The 21195-nt window shown below is 43.6% G+C and carries 17 protein-coding genes; 6 read left to right on the forward strand and 11 right to left on the reverse strand.

The features are described from left to right. Positions 1 to 7 precede the first annotated feature (7 nt). Genes T546_RS23425 through T546_RS0111715 form a run of 4 tightly spaced genes read left to right on the forward strand, consistent with a single transcriptional unit; the run spans position 8 to position 4957 of the window. A complete protein-coding gene (locus T546_RS23425; RefSeq protein WP_051629784.1) occupies positions 8 to 2848 on the forward strand; it encodes a cation-translocating P-type ATPase in 2841 nt (946 codons plus the stop codon). Further along, positions 2845 to 3510 (forward strand): potassium channel family protein, encoded by a 666-nt coding sequence (locus tag T546_RS0111705; RefSeq protein ID WP_026891780.1) that lies wholly within the window; start codon positions 2845 to 2847, stop codon positions 3508 to 3510. Before T546_RS23425 ends, T546_RS0111705 begins: the two co-directional genes overlap by 4 nt. Positions 3511 to 3512: 2 nt before the next feature. Then, the gene (locus T546_RS0111710) at positions 3513 to 4181 is read left to right on the forward strand and encodes a potassium channel family protein (RefSeq protein ID WP_026891781.1); all 669 of its coding nucleotides are present in this window, start codon (positions 3513 to 3515) and stop codon (positions 4179 to 4181) included. A 32-nt stretch (positions 4182 to 4213) separates the two neighbouring features. Further along, the gene (locus T546_RS0111715) at positions 4214 to 4957 is read left to right on the forward strand and encodes an alpha/beta fold hydrolase (protein WP_026891782.1); all 744 of its coding nucleotides are present in this window, start codon (positions 4214 to 4216) and stop codon (positions 4955 to 4957) included. Between the two features lie 61 nt (positions 4958 to 5018). Here T546_RS0111715 and T546_RS0111720 read toward each other — a convergent pair whose 3' ends face one another. The 6 genes from T546_RS0111720 to T546_RS0111745 form a co-directional block, all read right to left on the reverse strand. Next, the gene (locus T546_RS0111720; RefSeq protein WP_026891783.1) at positions 5019 to 5846 is read right to left on the reverse strand and encodes a sugar phosphate isomerase/epimerase family protein; all 828 of its coding nucleotides are present in this window, start codon (positions 5844 to 5846) and stop codon (positions 5019 to 5021) included. Positions 5847 to 5860: 14 nt separating this feature from the next. Next, entirely contained in the window at positions 5861 to 7414 is a 1554-nt protein-coding gene (locus tag T546_RS0111725) for a glycoside hydrolase family 28 protein (RefSeq protein ID WP_026891784.1), read from the reverse strand. A 78-nt stretch (positions 7415 to 7492) separates the two neighbouring features. Further along, on the reverse strand, positions 7493 to 8344 hold the full coding sequence (locus T546_RS0111730; protein ID WP_024838414.1) for a carbohydrate ABC transporter permease: 852 nt from the start codon (positions 8342 to 8344) through the stop codon (positions 7493 to 7495). Between the two features lie 5 nt (positions 8345 to 8349). Beyond that, positions 8350 to 9249 (reverse strand): carbohydrate ABC transporter permease, encoded by a 900-nt coding sequence (locus T546_RS0111735; RefSeq protein WP_026891785.1) that lies wholly within the window; start codon positions 9247 to 9249, stop codon positions 8350 to 8352. A gap of 5 nt (positions 9250 to 9254) precedes the next feature. Then, complete coding sequence (locus tag T546_RS0111740) at positions 9255 to 9923, reverse strand: hypothetical protein (RefSeq protein WP_026891786.1); 669 nt, start codon at positions 9921 to 9923, stop codon at positions 9255 to 9257. 87 nt (positions 9924 to 10010) lie between these two features. Next, a complete protein-coding gene (locus T546_RS0111745) occupies positions 10011 to 11387 on the reverse strand; it encodes an ABC transporter substrate-binding protein (RefSeq protein WP_026891787.1) in 1377 nt (458 codons plus the stop codon). 228 nt (positions 11388 to 11615) lie between these two features. Between T546_RS0111745 and T546_RS0111750 the strand changes: the two genes are divergently transcribed. Further along, positions 11616 to 12482 carry a helix-turn-helix domain-containing protein gene (locus T546_RS0111750; protein ID WP_024838418.1) on the forward strand — a complete coding sequence of 289 codons (867 nt, stop codon included), beginning with the start codon at positions 11616 to 11618 and terminating at the stop codon, positions 12480 to 12482. 48 nt (positions 12483 to 12530) lie between these two features. Here T546_RS0111750 and T546_RS0111755 read toward each other — a convergent pair whose 3' ends face one another. After that, positions 12531 to 13667, reverse strand: a complete 1137-nt coding sequence (locus T546_RS0111755) for a glycoside hydrolase family 88/105 protein (protein WP_026891788.1) — start codon at positions 13665 to 13667, stop codon at positions 12531 to 12533. A gap of 563 nt (positions 13668 to 14230) precedes the next feature. Between T546_RS0111755 and T546_RS0111760 the strand changes: the two genes are divergently transcribed. Beyond that, positions 14231 to 15067 (forward strand): alpha/beta hydrolase, encoded by an 837-nt coding sequence (locus T546_RS0111760; RefSeq protein WP_026891789.1) that lies wholly within the window; start codon positions 14231 to 14233, stop codon positions 15065 to 15067. 197 nt (positions 15068 to 15264) lie between these two features. Here T546_RS0111760 and pfkA read toward each other — a convergent pair whose 3' ends face one another. The 4 genes from pfkA to whiA form a co-directional block, all read right to left on the reverse strand. Beyond that, the gene (pfkA, locus tag T546_RS0111765; RefSeq protein ID WP_026891790.1) at positions 15265 to 16239 is read right to left on the reverse strand and encodes a 6-phosphofructokinase; all 975 of its coding nucleotides are present in this window, start codon (positions 16237 to 16239) and stop codon (positions 15265 to 15267) included. Between the two features lie 60 nt (positions 16240 to 16299). Next, a complete protein-coding gene (locus tag T546_RS0111770; RefSeq protein WP_026891791.1) occupies positions 16300 to 19782 on the reverse strand; it encodes a DNA polymerase III subunit alpha in 3483 nt (1160 codons plus the stop codon). Between the two features lie 155 nt (positions 19783 to 19937). Further along, positions 19938 to 20195: an HPr family phosphocarrier protein gene (locus T546_RS0111775; RefSeq protein WP_024838425.1), complete on the reverse strand. Its 258-nt coding sequence runs from the start codon at positions 20193 to 20195 to the stop codon at positions 19938 to 19940. A 29-nt stretch (positions 20196 to 20224) separates the two neighbouring features. Continuing rightward, positions 20225 to 21193, reverse strand: a complete 969-nt coding sequence (gene whiA, locus T546_RS0111780; protein ID WP_026891792.1) for a DNA-binding protein WhiA — start codon at positions 21191 to 21193, stop codon at positions 20225 to 20227. Positions 21194 to 21195: the final 2 nt, after the last annotated feature.

A 21195-nucleotide genomic window follows, 5' to 3' on the forward strand; every position in this document is an offset into this window, starting at 1 on the left:
GATCGCTATGAGTAAAACATTAAAGCAAGCATTTTCTCCCGATGTGTTATCCGATTTACAAAAACTGCCCGTAAAAGAGGTGTATTCTGCTTTAAACACCGGAGAAAAAGGGCTGTTAAAATCAGAGGTCACCACGCGCATCCACCAGTTTGGAAAAAATGCGCTCCAGGAGAAGAAGGGTCAGCCACTTATCTTTAAATTTCTCTCTAACTTTACCCACTTTATGGCCATTCTCCTCTGGTGTGCAGGTTTAGTAGGCTTCATTGCCCAGCTGCCTGAACTTGGAATTGCAATCTGGATGGTAAACATCATAAACGGTGCGTTCAGTTTCTGGCAGGAATTCCGGGCTGGCAAAGCAACCGAGGCTTTAAAGAAGCTCCTCCCAGATTATGCCCGTGTGGTCCGAGACGGGGAAGAACAAAAAATACTGGCAGAGGATCTGGTCCCTGGTGATCTCATCCTCCTTGGAGAAGGGGACCGCATTTCAGCCGATGCCCGTCTGGTGGAGGACAATGATTTAAGCGTGAATCAATCCACCCTGACCGGAGAATCCCACCCGGTCCACAAATCTAAGGATGAGGTAATACGGGATGACCTCTCCCGTTCCGAACAGCCTAATATGATTTTTGCCGGTACCAACGTAGCGGCAGGAACCTGTAAGGCAATTGTTTATGCGACTGGCATGAATACAGAGTTTGGCAAAATTGCGGGCCTTACCCAGACGCTGAAAGAAGAATTAAGTCCTCTTCAAAAAGAGATGAATAAGCTGACCAGGACTGTTTCCATCCTTGCCATCAGCATTGGCGTAGTATTTTTCCTGCTGTCCATTGTTCTTGTTGGTACAGAATTAGCCGTGGCATTTATTTTCGCCATGGGTATGATCGTCGCTTTTATCCCGGAGGGACTCCTTCCCACAGTTACCTTATCCCTTGCCATGGGTGTTCAGCGAATGGCAAAAAGAAATGCCCTTATAAAGCGCCTTTCTGCTGTGGAGACACTGGGCTGTACCACTGTGATCTGTACAGATAAGACAGGAACTCTGACTCAAAATGAGATGACCGTAAGCAATATTTGGATTGGGGGAAAATCCCTTGATGTAACCGGAGTAGGCTATGACCCTTCGGAAGGCAAAATTCTAGAAAACGGGCATCCTGTGGCATCAGAAACACCTGATTTAAGCAGGCTCTTAGGTGCAGCGGCCCTTTGCTGCAACGCTCATCTCGTGCCCCCAGGCCCGGAATCTTCCCGTTTTACTGTACTTGGAGACCCCACAGAGGCTGCTCTTCTGGTGGCTGCTCAAAAGTATGGCTTAACACCAGAGGATTTAAATAAGAAAGAACTCCGCCTTCGTGAGCTACCATTTGACTCCGTAAGAAAACGTATGACCACGATTCACCAGGTCTCAAACGACCGGATTGCCTTTACAAAAGGCGCGCCAAAGGAAGTTCTTGAGCTATGCACCCACATAAAGGTAAATGGAACCTCCATGGAAATGGACGGAAAGACCCGTGCCGAAATCATGGAAATCAATGACCGTTATGCAAGAAATGGCCTCAGAGTCCTTGCTGTTGCATCCAGAAATCTAAAGGGCATTACCGGGATTCCTCAAAGCTTAAGCCAATATACCCCGGAGCTCATTGAGCAGGAGCTTACCTTTTTAGGCCTCATTGCCATGGTAGATCCTCCCCGTCCTGAGGTATCCGAAGCAGTTAAGAAATGCCACCGGGCAGGCATCCGGATTATTATGATTACCGGTGACTACGGCCTCACGGCAGAAAGCATTGCCCGCCGAATCGGAATCATAAAAGGAGAGCATCCAAGAATTATTACTGGAATCGAACTTGGGAAAATGCAGCCGGAAGAACTGAAAAATGCCCTGGAGGGTGAAGTTCTCTTTGCCAGAGTGGCACCGGAACAAAAGCTGCAGGTGGTAACTGCACTTCAGGAGATGAAGCATATCGTTGCGGTTACCGGTGACGGAGTTAACGATTCACCCGCTCTGAAAAAAGCAGATATCGGCGTTGCCATGGGGCTTTCCGGCACTGATGTAGCAAAAGAAGCTGCTGACATGATCCTGACCGATGATAACTTTGCTTCCATTGTCAACGCAGTGGAGGAAGGGCGTGCGGTCTACAATAATATCCGTAAATTTGCAGTGTACATTTTCAACAGCAATATGGCTGAGGCAGTGCCTATGATTTTTTATCTTTTCTCCAGAGGTACGATTCCACTTCCCCTGACCATTATGCAGGTTCTTTGTATTGACCTTGGAACCGATATGGTACCGGCCATGGGTCTTGGTGCAGAATCACCGGAGCCTGGAATTATGGATATTCCACCCCGTTCACAAAAAGAGTCTCTGCTGACTAAAAAACTGCTGTCACGTGCCCTCTTATGGTACGGCTCCATGGAAGCAATCGCCTGTATGGCTGCTTTCTTTTACCTAAACTGGCTGAACGGCTGGCCTGGTACTCCCCTTCCCGGTACAGGAACGATTTACCGGATGGCGACCACCATGACATTTGCAGCCATTGTACTGGCTCAGGTAGGCGCTGTATTTGCCTGCCGGACCGAGCGGGTATCCATCTTTAAAACAGGATTTCATACCAACAAGCTGATTCTTGTAGGAATCGTGGTAGAGCTGATCCTTTTAAGCCTCATCACCTACCTTCCGTTCCTCCACAATCTTTTTAATACGGCTCCACTGGGCTTAAAGGAATGGGCATTCTTAATCTGGATTCCATTTGCGGTTCTGCTCATTGATGAAATCAGGAAATTCTTCCTGCGAAATCTTAGACCCAGAAAGAGTAAAGGAAATTATGAGAAGAAGGAGATGTATAATTCATGAGAATGATTATCGTAGGCTGCGGACGAAATGGTTCCGGCCTGGCACTGGCATTAAGTAAAATGGGCCACAACGTGACCGTTATAGATTCCAACCCAGGATCATTTAAAGAGCTTGGCCCTAATTTTCGGGGAGAGACCATAGAGGGAATTGGGTTTGACCAGGAGGTCCTCTTAAAGGCACAGATCAAAAAGACCGATGCACTGGCTGCCTTTACCTCCAGTGATGAATCCAATGCAGTGATTGCACGAATCTCCAAAGAAATTTATCATGTACCAAAGGTGGTCGCCCGTCTTCATGACAGGGAAAAGGCCGAGATTTATAAGCGCCTGGGCGTACAGACCTTATCCTCTACTGCCTGGGGAATTCAAAGGGCTGTTGACCTGCTTTGCTACTCTCCTCTTCATACCATATTCAGCATGGGAAATGGAGATGTGGAGCTTGTGGAAATTGAGACCACGCCTCTCATGGAAGGCCATAAGGCCAGTGAACTCTCCATCCCCGGGGAAGTGAAAATTGTATCCATTACAAGGGGAAACAAGACCATACTGCCCACAACTGGTACTGCACTGCAAAAAGGAGATATTCTCTATGTAGCTGCCGCCGTATCCTCCTTTGACCGGTTAAAACGTTTATTTGGAATTTCCAATGGAAAGGGGATATGAAGATGAAGGTCATAATTATTGGGGGCGGCCAGGTTGGCGCATATTTAGCTTCCCTTCTATTGGAACGGGGGCATGAAATTAAAATCATTGATGTAAGAGAAACCAGAATACCGGTCTTAAAGCGGGACCTTCCTGAGGAATGTGTCATCTGCGGAAATGGAGCCGAGCCAAGGGTCTTAGAGGCCGCTGGGATCAATGAGGCCGATGTGGTGGCTGCCGTGACCGGCTCAGATGAAACAAACCTGGTGGTAGCCACTCTATCCCGCATGGAGTATGGGGTACGCCGTGTGGTAGGAAGGGTAAATAATCCTAAAAATGCATGGCTCTTTCAGGGAATCATGGGAGTCGATGCAGCTCTTAACCAGGCAGATCTAATGGCTCGTCTGGTGGCAGAGGAAATGACTATGGGCGATATGATGACCCTTTTAAAGCTACACGGCGGTCAGTACTCTCTGGTAGAGCGTATGGTGGATCCGGCATCTCCAGCCGCTGGGAAAACGGTAAAGGAGATAAATCTGCCTCTGGAATGTGTTCTGGTCGCTATCCTTCGAAAGGATCAGCTTCTTTTACCCAGAGGAAACACTCATCTGATTGCTGGTGACAAGATAGTTGCAATCACCCATAACTCTTATTTAGACCATCTGGCCGAGGCACTGGGATCAGGGAAATAGTCTTCTGCCAGGGAACGGAGGTGCTTAGCCGCATGATATTTAAAGAGTTTGGAACCGCCAGTGCACCGACCATAGTCCTTCTCCATGAAGGCGGCCTTTCCTGGTGGTCTCTGATGGAAACCATTGAACTGCTAAAGAGGGATTACCACATCGTAGCTCCCATTATAGACGGACACGGAGAAGATGCGCAGACTACTTTTTTAAGTATCCAGGATTCTGCCCGTAAACTGATCCAGTATATTGATGAAAATAACAACGGTTCCGTCTTTGCCATGGGCGGTTCCACTCTGGGGGCACAGATAGTCGTTGAGGCGCTGTCTCAAAGGACTGATATTGCCAGGTATGCCATCATAGAAAGTCCTTGGGTGATACCATCTAAATCTCTGACATTTTTAACAGTTTTGGCAGGCAGACTCGCGTACAGACTTTATCATCGGAAATGGTTTGCTAAAATCAGAGCAAGAGAATTATCTATAAAGAAACAACATTTTATTCAATACTTCAGCGACACCAGCTCCATGACAAAAGATTCCCTGATAAACATCGCAGTGAATCACACTTCTTATGCGGTCTCAGATGAATTAAAAAACACCAGAGCCAATGTAATGATTATCATAGGTTCCAGGGAAATTAAGCGTATGGACCCTTCCATCCATAAGCTGATTGATATGATACCAGAGACCAAGGTATTTATTGTCCCCGGCATGAAGCCCGGGGAATTCAGCATGATACACAGTACAGAGTATTATTATCTGCTCAAACGCATCACCGGATAACTATATAACCAAAACGAGCTTTGAAACCCTGACATACAGGACTTCAAAGCTCGTTTCCAGTTTATTTATAATCCTCAAGAAACTTCCTGGACCACTCCGCATTATCAGGAGTACTGTCTTCAATGGTCATCTGGATAAAAGGTTTGTCTTTCTTTACGAAGTTGAGAATGGTATCATACTTCATGGTGCCACTTCCAGGCGCTCCTGAAACAACCTTATCTCCTTCGATAACAAAGTCTTTCATATGAACCACATCTGTATACTCGCCCAGATCTTTAATAGCTTCTGTAATCACCTCATCATAACGAGCGCTATTTTCTACAGAAAGAAGATTTACTGGATCCAAGATGATTCTTAGATTGGGTGAGTTGATTTCCTTTAATACCTTTAACGCCTGTTTGGAGTCATATACAATGTGGCTCCACACTGGTTCTATGGCCATGATAACACCAAATTTTTCCGCGCATTCTACCACGGGACGAAAATTCTTAATGAAAGTCTGTAAGGATTCCTCTGTATGGCTTTCCGGTACAAAGCGGTATTCTGCATTAGGTGCCCCGGTTTCCGTACCCACTACGCTGCATCCTAACATGGAGGCAAAACGAAGATGTGCAAAATAACGTTCCTGAATCTTTTTAAGCTCAACTGGATCAGGATGTGCCAGATTCAGATAACAGCCTAACACTGCAATATCCACATCATACTTGGCAAACAGCTTACGAAGATAGGTAGCATAGCCTGGAGTCAATGCAGAGTCGTCTACGGAATGCTCCTTCACCGTTTTGGTTAATGCCAGATGAGCACAGCAAAACCCCTGTTCCTGTGCAATCTTTAATCGTTCTTCTATTGTGCCTGGTGCTACATCGTGTAACCGGATTCCAATCTGCATAATTCACTTCTCCTTTATTTTACATCATAGTGATCCACATTGGTCACATCAAACGCTTCCCCAACTTGTCCGGAAATCGAAACCTGATCAAGAATCAACGTTTCAACGTTATTGATTAAGAAACCTTTCTTTGAGCATTCCTCGATTCCGCTTAACATGGCTGGTGCACCTTTGTTTGCTTCCTCTGCAAAAGAAACCTCAACATTCTTAAGTTCAATACGCTCAATCTTCTGTTCTGGGAGTCCGTAAAAGAAGGAAGCAGCCACATGACAATTCTCTGCTTTTATGTTTGTGAAATACAGCCCTTTGATGCTGGGAGTCCGCTCATCAACAGGCAAGGCCTCGCGAGACTGTACATAATCGGATTTCCCATCTGGATCGCAGAAATAAAAGCTGTTTACCACAAAAGGTGTCATAACATGATCCATGTGGATATGGTCAAAATATATTTCGGAAAGCACAGAATCTTTTCCCCGACCTCTTCTCGTCTTAATTCTCAACCCTCTGTCGGTATGGCGGAACAGACAGTATTCCACCCGAATGTTTTTAACCCCGGCTCCTACTTCACTTCCTACAGTAACCGCACCGTGGCCGTTTTCCATCAGACACTGACGGATCATAATATTCTCAGAAGGTGTTTTATACTTTCTTCCCATATAAATCTTTCCGGACTTAATGGCAATACAGTCATCTCCTAAAGAGAAATGAACCCCCAGGATCTCAACATCTTTACAGGATTCTGGATCCAATCCGTCTGTATTATGGGAATTGGCAGGATTATTGATGGTTAAATCAATGAACTTCAAATCTTGGCTAAAGTAAGGGTGAAGCACCCATGCCGGACTGTCCTTCAAAGAAAATCCCTGTAAGCTTACATTTTTACATCTCTCTAAAAATACCATACGGGGGCGGAAGGCAATCTTCATCTGTCGAACATCGTGCCACCAGTTATCAAAATCAGCCTGTCCATTGATCAAACCTCTTCCGTAGATCACAACATCCTCTACATCGATACCAGTAATAATTCCAGCAAACATCGGTAAGGGGTTGCCCTCCCATGTTCCCAGATTATAATCTTCCTTTTCGTCATAGCTTTCTATGACACCCGGAAATCTTGGGAATTTGTTACGGTCTGTATCTGCCTGAAGCTCGGCACCTTCGGCAAGCTCTATCTTAATATGGCTCTTTAAGAACAGGCTGGTAATGTGGTAGGTACCTTTTGGAATAAGTACTCTTCCATCTTTAGGACAAGCCATAATAGCCGCCTGGATAAAGGGAGTATCATCCTGAATGCCATCCCCCTTTGCCCCGATTTCACGAACATTTAAGGTGACAAACTCATAATCGGTACGAAAAACTACTTCTGCCTTTTTTCCATCTCTTTCCAAGCAGATATTATAATCCATATCCGGTTTTAAGTCAAATAAAGTAAATACGGTCTTTTTTGTCTCTCCATGGCTTTCTCCATTTACATAGATCGTCCCAGGAGTATCATATTCATAGATCTGCTCTGTTATGGTTTCAATGGTTGCAGAACGTGCTGTCTTTAAAGCAACTCTAAGTTTCATACTGACTTAACCTCGCATTTTCTTTTCGTATATTCAAAAAGGGCGCAGCAACTTAATACTACGCCCAATCTAATTCAATTAACCTTTTACGCCTCCGGCTGCGATACCATCAATAAAGGCATCCTGTGCACAGAAGAATACAATCAGGGAAGGAATGATAGAGATTAAAGACATCGCTAAAATTCGGTTCCACTGGAATCCAACATCACCATCCATTGACATACGTAAGTAAATGGAGTTTGTGTATTTGGGCATATCTGAAACGTAAATGAGGGGTCCCATAAAGTCATTGGTGGTCCACATGAACTGGAACAGTGCAACGGAAACCAAAGATGGCTTTAACATAGGAACGATTACATACCATAAGGTTTTAATGGAGTTACATCCATCAATCTTAGCTGCTTCCTCAAGCTCCTTTGGCACACCTCTTAAGAACTGTACCAGCATGAACAGGAAGTAAGTATCTCCTGCAAACAGAGAAGGAATCACCAATGGAAGATAGGAGTTCGTCCATCCCCACTGATTGAACATGATGTACTGTGGTGCATTTAAAACTACCTGTGGAAGGAATAAAGTGGAGATCATTAAGGAGAAGAGGATTGCTTTTCCCTTAAATTCAAACCGTCCGAAACCGTAAGCAGTAATGGTTGCAGAGAAAACAGTAAAAATTACTTTAGGTACTACGATTTTATAAGTGTTGAGCATGGACTTGATTAAGTTTATCTTGCCGCCGTAATCAACAAATGCATTGTCATATCCGTCCATAACAGGATTCTTTGGCCAGAACCATGCGCTGGTAAAAATCTCAGAGTTTGTTTTAAAGGTAGCTCCCACCATCCAGATCAGGGGGTATACCATAATGAAACCTACAGCAATAAGAAGCGTATAACGAATCACTGTACTGATTTGTCTTCTAGTCTCTTTCGTCATGTTATCTACCTCCCGTCCTCATCTGAATAGTAAACCCACTTCTTCTGGCTTACGAACGCCACAGCCGTAAAGGTCATAACGATAAGGAACAGAATCCATGCCTGTGCACTTGCCATACCCATCTTGTGACGTAAGAATGCGTTGTTGTAAATCAAGATGGAAATAAGTGTTGTCGCTCCGTTTGGTCCTCCCTTTGTTACAAGGAATGGTCCGTTGAACTCCTGGAATGCCTGGCATAGCTGGGTAATCAGATTGTAGAAAATAACTGGTGTGATAAGCGGAACTGTGATCTTGAAAAACTGTGTCCACTTTCCTGCTCCGTCAATAGATGCTGCTTCATAGAGATCTTCTGATACGCCCTTTAGAGCGGCAAGGAAGATAACCATGGCAGATCCAAACTGCCATACTCTTAACAGAATGATAACTGCAAGAGCGCCGTTGGCAGATGCCATCCAGTTGATTTTTTCAGCTCCGAAAACGCCAATTACGGTATTGATCAGACCGTCTGTATTAAATACCGCTCTCCATAGAATTGCTATGGCAATGGAACCGCCAAGAATGGAGGGAATGTAATATGCAGTTCTAAAGAAGTTTACACCCTTTAATTTAAAATTTAGTATATATGCAATGAATAATGCAAATGTCAGCTTTACAGGAACATCAATAATTGCATATTTGAATGTAACCATGAAAGCTCTTCTGATGTCAGAATCTGTGAAAATCTTATTATAGTTCATCAAACCTGTCTTTGTTACACCACTGAACAGGTCATAATTTGTAAAGCTATAGTACAGTGAAGATGCGAACGGATAAACTTTAAAAAGTATAAATCCAATCAGCCACGGTAGCACAAAGAAAAATCCTGCATTCTCTGCCAGGAACTTATGAATACCCTTAGACTTCATACTGCTTATACCTCCTGTTTTTTAAGTATTGTGTATTGCGCACGGATCATATTCTCTAAACCTACGCAAGCTTGATTATCGTTCCCCGCAATCATATTCCAAACAAGTTCCCCGAAATTGCTGTATTTCTCCCTTTGAAGAACGCCAATGTTGCACGCCTTTAGGATGGAATAACCGATTTCCAAAATTTCAGGAGAATCCGGGAGGTCTTTCATCTTTTCCTTGACTATAACCTGAAACAAATCCCTTAATTCTCTATAATATTCGTAGATCTCTTCTGACATCTGACTGATGGTCTCGATCAGGGCTACTAAATCATCTCCTGTAAAGGATTCCCTGTTCCGAAACATTGCAGCAATTTCATTATAATGTTCTTTCCTATTATATCTCGTTTCATACGCTGTAACAAATGGCATGAAATCCATAGTCCATTCATTTGATATTATTGCATTATCAATCTTCTGTCTGTATTCCTCATTGTCTGTTTGCCCATAAGCAAAAAAATATGCTAAATAGTCCTGCATCGGCAGGCTGCCTGCCGTCCCCTCCAGGGCCTTAAGCCCGCTTAAATGATACAGTACAAATTCTTTATAAGACTCTTCCCCAAAAGCCTCATACATTTGTACTGCACCAGTCAGCTGGTATGGTTTCAATGTCTCATATCTGCATTCCATGACTTTTGTCTGCCCTTTTCTTTATGGGAGCCGCCATAACGTTATGGCGGCTCGTATGAAATGTGTATTGCTTTTCTATAAGGTTAATTAGTTCTCTAGAGTATCTGTAACACCCTTTACTAAGTCGGTTGCAGCCTGCTTGGAATCAATTTCACCTGCACTTAATTTACCAAATACTTTGAAGTAAACGCCGTCTGGGTTAGCCTTTAAGTCGTTGTGCTCAAATTTGCTGTCCAGAGTGAACTTGCTGTAACCCATAACCTTTGTGTTAGCTTCGATGGTTAACGGATCGCCAAGCTTGTTATCCTGAAGAATCTTTAAGCCTTCTGCAGAGCAAGGAATTCCTCTCTCTGTAGAACCGATCTTAACGCCTTCTTCATCATTTAAAAGGAAGTTGATTAACATAGCTGCCTCTTTTGGATGCTTGGAGCTTGAAGGAACTGCAAATGCCATGGAGATTTTTGTAAATCCACCGTTGTTGTTGCCCATCTTAATGAAGTCGCCAAGAACAAATTCCTGGTTTGGCTTGTTAACACTGCCTTCAAGTGCTTTTTTGAACTTGGAAGCAGAGGAATCCCACTCGAAGATACCTGCATACTTGCCATCGATCCATTTTGCATTCTTGTCAAGAGAGTCAGCCATATCGCCATTGATGGTAGCTAATGTTGGGATAACGTGCTTCTCTTCTAAACCAGTAATGAAATCCATACCATCTTTTACTTCATCTTCTGTGTAGTTGATCTGACCTTCTTCTACCCAGTTCTTGCCATATTTGGACTCAAGATAGTAAACCATTAAGATCATACGATCATACTCACCAACTGCTAATGGATACATATCAGGATCTTTTGCTTTGAAAGCTTCTCCTGCTTTGTACAGGGAATCAAGGTCTGTAGGAATTGCTACACCAACCTCATCAAAAGCTGATTTATTCCAGTAGAACAGACGTCCTGTTAAAGAAATCGGAACTGCCATTAACTTACTATCTAATTTACAAAGCTCAAGGCTTTCCGGTGAAAACTGCTTTAAATCAAGAACATCGGAGTAATCCTCAAGATTAGCGAATGACTTTCCGCCCTGGCCGTAAGATTCGATCCAGTTCCAGTTGATCTGCATAACATCTGCTGCGTTGCCGCCTAAGATGTTTAAGGACTGTTTCTCTTCCCAGCCTGTCCATGCGCCGTACTCAGGAGTAACTGTTATGTTTGGATATTTTGCCATAAAGGCTTTGATTGCTTCTTCTGTTGCAGCATGTCTGCTGTCTCCACCCCACCAGGAAAACTTGATTTCTACTGGCTCTCCAGAGGTTGTGTCTGAAGCTGCTGCAGAAGTTGTCTCTGCTGCCTTTGTTGTCTCAGCTGCACTGGTTGTCTCGGTCGTGCTCTTGCCGCCTGCACATGCAGATAATGACATAGCCATAACAGTCGCTAACCCCATTGCTGTCCACTGTTTGATTTTTCTCATTTTTCTCTCTCCTTTTTTCTATCCCTCAAATGAGTTCTTTAAAAGCCTTTGGAAGCATTTACAATTTTCAACAATTTTTTCAACCATTGCGTAAGCGCTTACACTGTGCTTTTTCTATATTATAGCATCCATCATCTTATAATTCATTTCAAATACGGCACAAAACATTGAATATATTGACATCCTATGGTATAATTTTAGTAATATTAGCTAAGGAGAATCCAATTTATGAAAGTACTTACCTCATATTCAGACGGAATTGACCATTGCATGGCTTCCAAATACTTCTCAATTGCCCATCTTCATAAAGAATCCGGTGTATTAAGTATGCACAGCCACCGCTGTTATGAGTTCAATTATTCCATCAGCGGGGAACGTACTTTTTTAATCGAGGACAATAATTACCGCGTAGAACCAGGGAATTTGTTCATGATCAACAATCACGAAAAGCATCAGGTGATTCAAATGGATTCTACCATACCACACGAAAGATACACTATTTTTATAGATCCTTCTTATTTAAAAAGCATTTCCACTCCACTGACAGATTTAACCTATTGCTTCACTCACAGACCTGACAAATTCTCCCATCGAATCGCTCTGAACCAGGGCCAGCAACGACGATTTACTTACTATATCAACAAATTATCCGCTGAGGAAGGCTTTGGGCAGGACGTGGAGGAACGGTCTGTTTTCGCCGAATTTATGGTTTTTGTGACAAAACTGGCCATGGATGCCTCCGCAGGTGACGAAACCGAGGACCAGAGACAGTATTTTAACAGTAAAGTGGCAGATATCATCACTTACATCCATCATAACATTGATTCCCCCCTTAGCATCGGAGAGATAGCAGCTCATTTTTACTTAAGCACCTCTTATCTTTGCAGATTATTTAAAAAGGGGACTGGCACCACCATTAATTCCTATATTACCAACCGCAGGATCGAGCTGGCTCAGACTTTATTGTCAGGCGGCTACAGCGTCAATGAGGTCTATCTCATGTGCGGATTTAATGATTATAGCAATTTCTTCAAAGCCTTTACCAAAAAAACAGGGATCTCACCGAAGAAGTATGCACAGAACAGCTTAAGTTAATATAAGAGAGGACCAGAACTCCATGTGAGCTCTGATCCTCTTTCTATGTTATGACTGGTATTCCCAGCCAGTCCGTTTCATCTCTGTATAGGCAAGAAGGAATGGTCCCACTCCTTTTGCATCATCCTTAACAATCGGTTCTGACATATAGTAATCAAAGGTTCCGTTTCTTCTGTCCTTTCCGCCAAGTCCTGCTACAAGACAAATTCCACCAAGGCTCATATTGCCTTTTTCCAGATTTAAGTACTTGTCACAGATACCAAGAAAGGCTTTCTTTCCGTACTGGGCGTAATCTGCTGGAAGGTATCCAAGACGTACCCCTTTTAAAATAGCATAGGAGAATATTGCACTTCCGCTGGTCTCCAGATAATTCTTATCCATGCCGCCTAAATTTACCACCTGGTACCACATGCCGCTTTCATCCTGGTATTTCAGCATGGCATCAATCAAGCCTACAAATGCCTCTTTCATCCCATTCACTTCCTGAATATCTGATGGGTCCGCCTTATCCATGGTATCAAGAAGAGCCATGGAATACCAGCCAAGAGCCCTCAGCCAGAAATTCTGAGAGAGGCCAGTGACCTTATCACACCAGAACATCTCACGCTCTGCATCATAGGCATGGTAATAAAGACCGGTTTCTGTATCCTTCATAAATTGCTTCACATTGGAAAACTGGCTGTAAATGTCATTGCAATTCTTTTTATCGTGAAATCTTGTTTCATATTCCATATAAAATGGCTGGCACATATAAAGACCGTCAAGCCATACCTGATTCGGATAAATGTTTTTATGCCAGAAGTTACCTTCTTTTGTTCTTGGCATCATTCCAATCTGGCTGTAAATCAAATCGATTGCTTTTCTGTATTTCTCCTTACCGGTCAGATCGTAAAGCTCAAACAAAGTTTTTCCGGCATTGATATTGTCGATGTTCAATTCCTCCACATCGTAGCCGTCAATGGTGCCGTCTTCTCTTACCCGGTGATCAATAAAAGCATCCGCAAACTCAAAATATCTGGAATCCTTTGTTATGGCATACATTTCTAAAATAGCCTTAATCATGCAGCCGTCAATGTAATTCCAACCTGACTTTTCTCCGGAAAGGAGTTTCTCAATGTTCCAGGCCGGGCAGTCCGGCGTACTTTTTTCCATCAGCTCATTGATGTACATCTCAATTGCATCCACGCTCGTATTCCTCACTTTGCTATTTGTGTTGTTGGTTTTGATCCATTTACAAGCTGTTTCGGTTTCTGATTCTGCCATACCTCTCCCCGGATGTATTCCATCTTCCACATAGGTAAGGAGCATGTTCAACCCCATAGTCCCCATCTGGACGATACTGCGTTCCACCGTGGTCAGCTTTCTATCAGCATAACTGGAAATAACTAAGTTGTCAAACCCTGTTCATGAAATATCCCTTTGAAACCTCACTCTCCCCTCCTTACCATATGGGGCGCTTGTCTTGGTTTTTTAGTTGTTTTTCATAATAAATATTTTCTTTTTTATTCAATTTTCACCTTTCATCTTTTCTATCTTCTGGTAATATAAATGAAGAGTGTAAGCACTTACACAACATATGGATTCATTTTTAGCTATATTGACAGTTCTAACCGAATCTATTAAATTTGTGCTTTCGATATGGATATTAGAACAAAGAAACAACCAGTCATTGTACGGTAACATATTAAAATGAGGTGTACAAGGTAGAAATTCTGACAGGAACATAAAGAAAGGAACAAAAAACAATCATGAAACAATTTACAAAAAAGATATTCATTTCACAGGAGCAGGCAGGCCTTAAAAAGTCTGGAGCTCCGGCAAGTCTTGACGCTTATATCCTTGATTCCATATCAGTATGCATGGACCGAAAACGACCGGCGGTTATCATCTGCCCGGGCGGCGGTTATTGCCATCTATCGGACCGTGAAGGAGAACCTATAGCCATGCAGTTCTTAGGGATGGGATACCATACGTTTATTCTTCATTATAGTCTTGCTCCAGACGGCTTTCCCTATCCTCAGATGGAGCTGGCTATGGCTGTAGCCATGGTCCGTTCCCTTGCCTCAGAGTATCCCATTGACTCTGAAAAGATTGTGGTAACCGGGTTTTCTGCAGGCGGACACTTGGCATGCAGCCTTGGAGCATTCTGGAATCAGTCATTCTTATATGATTCTCTTGGTCTGAGTCCAGATGACATCCGTCCAGATGGTCTGATTCTGGCTTATCCCGTAATATCCGCAGGGCCCTGCTGTCATTCCGGCTCCTTCCAGAATTTGTTAGGGGAAAGAGCAGAGGATGAAACGATCCGGAGGCTGGTTTCTTTGGAGCATCAGGTAGGTTCCCACACACCAAAGACATTTATCTGGCATACTTCCACGGATGATGCAGTACCAGTAAAAAACAGTTATCTTCTGGCAGATGCTCTGACAGAACATGGGGTAAATGTGGAAATGCACATATATCCCACCGGCTGCCATGGGTTATCTCTTGCGAACCAGGAAGTCTCAGATGTAGATGGGAAACACATCGTGCCTCAGTGCCAAAACTGGATCTCTCTGGCTCATACATGGATGGAAAATCTATAACAGGAGGAAAGACTGGGACAAAATTGTTTTGTTGTGTGCATTGATGCAAAATTATTACATATAACAACAAAATACCCCTATATAGGATTTTTAGATTTCTTTGTCCTATATAGGGGTATCGTTTTATGGATTAATCGTACCTCTGAAACTATCTTATATGAGCTATCTTGCAATTAACTAATATATTTATGTTCTCCTTATCTCACCAGCATCTTACTGATCTGATACTGATCTTCCGGAATATCTTTTGTCATAGCAAGCGCTTCCTGGATATCAAAGTCAACATATTCTCCATGCTTATAGCCTACCACACGGTTGCTTTTTCCTTCATAAAGAAGCTCAACCGCTCTGGCTCCCATAATGGAAGCGTAAACACGGTCCTTACAGGTAGGCGCTCCGCCTCTTTGCATATGACCGAGAATGGTAGCTCTTGTCTCAATTCCGGTGGCAGCTTCGATTCTTCTTGCCATAGAGGAAGAATGACCGATACCCTCTGCATTGATAATAATGTGATGCTTCTTTCCACGCTTTCTGTTTTCGATAATTCGATTAATTAAAGACTGTTCATCTCCATCATAACGCTCTGGAAGAAGGATATCCTCGGCTCCGTTTGCAAAACCACACCAAAGGGCGATGTATCCTGCATTACGGCCCATAACCTCGATGATGCTGCAGCGCTCATGAGAGGTAGAGGTATCACGTACCTTATCAATGGCTTCCATCGCCGTATTCACAGCTGTGTCAAAGCCAATGGTATAATCCGTGCAAGCAATATCCAAATCAATGGTTCCTGGAAGTCCAATGGTATTAATACCAAGTGCAGACAGCTTACCCGCTCCACGGAAGGATCCGTCTCCGCCGATTACCACAATGCCGTCAATGTTATTCTTCCGGCAGATTTCGGCGCCTTTTTTCTGCCCTTCGACAGTGGTAAACTCCTGACATCTGGCTGTATAAAGAATCGTTCCTCCACGATGAATGATATCAGACACACTGGTGCTGTCCATATCCACGATTTCTTCCTGCAGAAGGCCCGCGTATCCCCTCATGATTCCCTTTACCTTTAATCCTTTATGGATTGCAGTCCTGACAACAGCGCGAATTGCAGCATTCATACCTGGTGCATCGCCGCCGCTGGTTAAGACGCCAATGGTTTTCACTTGATTTGCCATAGTAACTTCCTCCTGATTTATGGATACTAATATTGTTTTTCAATACGTACACGTTGTATTCTAATTCATTTTGCCAATCTTTTCAAGTTTTTTTTCCACAACTTTGACATTTTTTTCACCAAGTTTCTTGGCTAAATGACGAATCAGCTCTTCATCGGCATTGACATTGCGATTGCTTGGAAGAACCTTTTTTGCCCGTTCCTTTTCCAGATAGATGATAACAGAATCATTACCCTCTGATTCCTTTAATTCTTCTAAAATCTCCCGTTCACTGCCTGCATAAGCCTCTTTATCCGGAAATTTCAGCCAAAGCTCCTTGGGAAGAACTGCAAAGGGAATCACCCGCTCGCAGACCAGCTTTCCTACAGGATCATCTCCAATGGATACTCTTCCCTGAATAAATACTTTAGATTCTTCTATAAAAACGTCCCGCTTGCTTTCATAGTCTTTGGGAAATACAATTACTTCCACGGACCCAAGAAGATCTTCCAGAGTAATAAAAGCCATCATTTTGTTGTTTCTTGTAGTTTTTACTGTTTTCCCGGTAATCATTCCTCCGATGGTCACATAAGAACCGTCCTGTACCTTTGCGGCTCCGATTTCCTCATCTACGATAAAATCATTGGTGACCGCGGTGATGTTGTTTCTCCAGGTCTCCTCATAGGCTTCCATGGGATGACCGCTTAAGTAAATTCCAAGGGTCTCCTTTTCAAATGCCAGGATATCCTCTTTGATAAACTCTCCCACGTCCGGGAATGTAATCTGGTAGTGGGTCTTTTCCTCTTCTCCTGCAAAATCAAAAAGAGTCATCTGGCCTTCCATGGTATTTTTACGTTCCTTGCTCCTTTGATCTAAAAGCTCGGGCGCGATCAAAAGCTTCTGCTTTCTTGTCCCGGGAAGAGTATCAAGGGCTCCTGATTTAATGAAGTTTTCCAGGGTCCGTTTGTTGACTTCCTTGTTGCTCATGCGATCAATAAAATCTTCCATGTCATGGAACACCCCATTTTGCTGGCGCTCCTGGACAATAAGTTCCACCACAGATCGTCCCACGCTTTTGATGGCTGAAAGGCCGTAGCGAATGGAACCCCCTGACACAGAGAATCCGCTATCTCCCTCATTAATATCAGGGGGAAGAATCTGAATGCCCATCTGTCTGCAGTTTAAAATATATTCCGATACCTTTGTTACATTATCCATAACAGAGGTAAGTAAAGCTGCCATAAACTCCTGAGGATAATAATATTTTAAATAAGCTGTCTGATAGGAAACCACTGCATAAGCGGCTGCATGGGATTTGTTAAAGGCATATTTGGCAAAATCGATCATCTCATCGTAGATGCGATTCGCCACTTTTTCATCAATTCCATTAGCTATACAGCCGGTAACTCCTTCCTCCGGATTACCATAAACAAAGTTCTGGCGCTCCTTTTCCATGACGTATGTCTTCTTCTTTGACATGGCTCTGCGGACAAGATCGCTTCGGCCCATGGTGTAACCAGCCAGATCCCGCACGATCTGCATAACCTGTTCCTGATATACGATACAGCCGTGAGTCGGCCTTAAGATAGGCTCAAGCTGGGGACAGTCAAAGGTGATGGAGGCCCTGTCATTCTTCCCTTTTAAGTATTTGGGGATAAAGTCCATAGGACCTGGACGATACAGGGAGATTCCGGCTATGATGTCCTCCAGGCTTTCTGGCTTCAGCTCCTTCATAAAGCTCTTCATACCAGAACTCTCCAGCTGGAACACGCCTTCGTCTTTTCCGGTACCAATGGAATTTAAAACAGCCTTATCATCATAATCAATACGGTCCATATCAATGACCATATCTCTGTTTTTCTCTACTTCTGCAACTGCCTTCTGGATAACGGTAAGGGTACGAAGTCCCAGGAAGTCCATCTTTAACAGTCCCAGTTCTTCCAGAGTCGTCATGGTAAACTGGGTGGTGATGGTTCCGTCCGCTGCTCTTGATAAGGGAACGTATTCATCCACTGAATTCTTACTGATTACCACTCCTGCTGCATGCATAGAGGTATGCCTTGGCAGCCCCTCCAGACGCATAGACATATCGATCAAGTATTTGACCTCTGAGTCCTCGTTATAGGCACTACGAAGGTCAGGGCTTTGTTTTAAGGCCTTCTCAAGAGTCATGCCAAGATCACCCGGGATCATCTTCGCGATGGCGTCACAGCGGGCATAAGGCATGTCAAGCACCCTTCCAACGTCACGGACCACACCCTTTGCTGCCAGGGTACCAAAGGTCACGATCTGAACTACCTGATCCTTGCCGTACTTCTCCACCACATAGTCAATGACTTCCTGCCGCCGTTCGAAGCAGAAGTCAATATCAATATCAGGCATGGATACTCGTTCCGGGTTCAGGAAACGTTCAAACAGCAGGTTATAGCGTATGGGATCAATATTGGTAATGCCCAGACAGTAGGATACAATACTGCCGGCGGCAGACCCTCTTCCTGGCCCCACCATAATGTCCTGGGATCTGGCATAATGGATAAAGTCCCAAACGATTAAGAAGTAATCCACGTATCCCATGGAGTGGATGACATCAAGCTCATAATCAAGTCTCTCCTTTAAGGTTCCATCATCCTCCGGATAATGCTGTTTAAAACCATCAAGGCACAGTTTATTTAAATAAGACCAGGAATCAAACCCTTCCGGCACCTCATATTTAGGAAGCTTGGTCACTCCAAACTCAATATCTACGTTACAACGGTCTGCAATTTTCTGAGTATTGTCAACAGCCTGCGTGGCAAAGGAAAACAAGGTTCTCATCTCTTCCTCAGTCTTGCAATAGTACTGGCCGCCTTCATAGCGCATCCGGTTCTCATCTGCAACCTTTTTCCCCGTCTGAATGCATAAGAGGATATCGTGTGGTGCCTCATCTTCTGCATAGGTATAATGAATGTCATTGGTTGCCACCAGATCAATCCCGAGTTCCTGGCTCATGCGGACCAGTCCCTGATTGACGGTCTGCTGGGCCGGTATTCCATGATCCTGAAGCTCTAAAAAGAAGTTTCCTTTTCCAAATATCTCTTGATAATGAAGGGCTGCCGCCTTTCCCTGATCGTAAAGACCACGGCTTATGTACCGCTGGACCTCGCCTGCCAGACATGCACTAAGAGCTATGATTCCCTCGTGATACTTCTCTAAAACCTCATAATCCACTCTTGGTTTATAATAAAATCCATCCACAAATCCCTTGGAAACAATCTTCATCAGGTTTTGATACCCTTGGTTGTTTTCCGCAAGAAGTACCAGATGGTAGTATCTGTCTTCTCCGCTGTTAACCTCCCGGTCAAATCTTGAACCGGAGGTCACATACACCTCACACCCAATAATGGGCTTGATTTCGGCTTCTTTGGCTGCTCTGTAAAAATCGATCACACCATACATGACACCATGGTCTGTGATCGCTACACTGTCCATACCCAATTCCTTGACTCTGTGCACAAGCTCTTTGATTTTACTGGAACCATCCAAAAGACTGTATTCTGTATGGACGTGTAAATGCGTAAATGCCATCTGTCGTATCTCCTACTTTCCTTATTTCTTCTATTATAACACAAAGGGAGTCGCCCTGAAACATCTTATCCCAACTTTTCAAAAACAACAAGAGGCGGAGCTTCCATACAGTTCTATGGAAATCTCCGCCTTATCATCTACCTATTATTTCAGAATCACTCATGATTGCTTAAATACTTCTCAATCTCGGTAACAGCCTGTTCCTCATCCGTACCTTCAGCTGTGACCGTAATCTGTTCCCCAGCCGCAAGACCAAGGGTCATCATACCCATAATGCTCTTTGCATTGACTCTTTTGGATTCGATCTCAACATAGATGTTGCTATCATACTGACTTGCAACCTGAACTAACATAGCTACCGGTCTGGCTTCTAAGCCTGATGCGAGTTCCACGGTGACTGTTCTTCTTACCATAATTATCCTCCTCATTCCTATGAACGAATCTATTCCATTCTGCTGCCCATACCTGCGCTGCGCAGACGTCCTGCCAGATCACAAAGTTTCCTCAGCCGGTGATTCACACCTGATTTTCCCACTGGTGGGTCAAGCGCTTCTCCAAGCTCCTTTAAGGTCGCTTCCGGTCTTTCAAGTCTCTCTCTGGCAATCTCCCTTAAATTGTCGGGAAGATTATCAAGTCCTATTGTATCTTTGATATACTCTATATCTTCTATCTGCTTAACCGCAGCGGATACCGTTTTGTTAATATTGGCAGTTTCGCAGTTTACCTGACGGTTTACGCTGTTACGCATGTCCTTTAAAATCCTGATATTCTCAAGCTCCATTAGGGTAACCGGGGCTTCCATCACATTTAAGATATCTACGATCTGGTTTCCCTCTTTGATATAGACTACGTAATAACGCTTTCTTTTTACAATTTTTGCTTCAAGGCCAAAGGTGGCAATGATATTCTTTAACTGCTCTGCTTTCTCTTCTGTTGCACAAACGATTTCAAAATGATAGAATTTCTCAGGATCGCTAATGGAACCTGAGGATAAAAAAGCTCCTCTGATAAATGCTCTTCTACAGCAGGACTGCTGGATGACTACATTCTGTACTACATTTAAGTTTTCCCCAACTTCTCCGTTTTCATCAAGAAGCTTTACTGCATGCAAGACCCTAAGGGCATCCTCATGCTCCCGGATAGTAACGGTATACGTCCGGTTCTTATTCAAGTAAGCGTTTCTTCTAATAGAAACATCAGTACTTATATTAAATGTTTTTTTCAATAATGTAAAGTACTTTCTTGCAACTGCTACATTTTCCGTATGAATTTTAATGGTGTATCTGTCTTCTTCGGATATGATTATTTTCCCGCAAAGACTGATAATAGCGGCCATCTCCGCAATCTGACAATGCCTTGCCGGACTGATCTGCCGGGAAAGCTCTTCTTTTAACTTGGAAGAAAATGACATGT

It is taken from the genome of [Clostridium] aerotolerans DSM 5434 (assembly GCF_000687555.1).
Lineage (GTDB): Bacteria > Bacillota > Clostridia > Lachnospirales > Lachnospiraceae > Lacrimispora > Lacrimispora aerotolerans.

Excerpts from the sequence above, each read along its gene's own strand:
- T546_RS0111745 (WP_026891787.1), bottom strand. The coding sequence starts at position 11,387 with ATGAGAAAAATCAAACAGTGGACAGCAATGGGGTTAGCGACTGTTATG.
- T546_RS0111710 (WP_026891781.1), top strand. The coding sequence starts at position 3,513 with ATGAAGGTCATAATTATTGGGGGCGGCCAGGTTGGCGCATATTTAGCT.
- T546_RS0111775 (WP_024838425.1), bottom strand. The coding sequence starts at position 20,195 with ATGGTAAGAAGAACAGTCACCGTGGAACTCGCATCAGGCTTAGAAGCC.
- T546_RS0111750 (WP_024838418.1), top strand. The coding sequence starts at position 11,616 with ATGAAAGTACTTACCTCATATTCAGACGGAATTGACCATTGCATGGCT.
- T546_RS0111740 (WP_026891786.1), bottom strand. The coding sequence starts at position 9,923 with ATGGAATGCAGATATGAGACATTGAAACCATACCAGCTGACTGGTGCA.
- T546_RS0111730 (WP_024838414.1), bottom strand. The coding sequence starts at position 8,344 with ATGACGAAAGAGACTAGAAGACAAATCAGTACAGTGATTCGTTATACG.
- T546_RS0111770 (WP_026891791.1), bottom strand. The coding sequence starts at position 19,782 with ATGGCATTTACGCATTTACACGTCCATACAGAATACAGTCTTTTGGAT.
- T546_RS23425 (WP_051629784.1), top strand. The coding sequence starts at position 8 with ATGAGTAAAACATTAAAGCAAGCATTTTCTCCCGATGTGTTATCCGAT.
- T546_RS0111760 (WP_026891789.1), top strand. The coding sequence starts at position 14,231 with ATGAAACAATTTACAAAAAAGATATTCATTTCACAGGAGCAGGCAGGC.
- T546_RS0111735 (WP_026891785.1), bottom strand. The coding sequence starts at position 9,249 with ATGAAGTCTAAGGGTATTCATAAGTTCCTGGCAGAGAATGCAGGATTT.
- whiA (WP_026891792.1), bottom strand. The coding sequence starts at position 21,193 with ATGTCATTTTCTTCCAAGTTAAAAGAAGAGCTTTCCCGGCAGATCAGT.
- T546_RS0111725 (WP_026891784.1), bottom strand. The coding sequence starts at position 7,414 with ATGAAACTTAGAGTTGCTTTAAAGACAGCACGTTCTGCAACCATTGAA.
- T546_RS0111705 (WP_026891780.1), top strand. The coding sequence starts at position 2,845 with ATGAGAATGATTATCGTAGGCTGCGGACGAAATGGTTCCGGCCTGGCA.
- pfkA (WP_026891790.1), bottom strand. The coding sequence starts at position 16,239 with ATGGCAAATCAAGTGAAAACCATTGGCGTCTTAACCAGCGGCGGCGAT.
- T546_RS0111715 (WP_026891782.1), top strand. The coding sequence starts at position 4,214 with ATGATATTTAAAGAGTTTGGAACCGCCAGTGCACCGACCATAGTCCTT.
- T546_RS0111720 (WP_026891783.1), bottom strand. The coding sequence starts at position 5,846 with ATGCAGATTGGAATCCGGTTACACGATGTAGCACCAGGCACAATAGAA.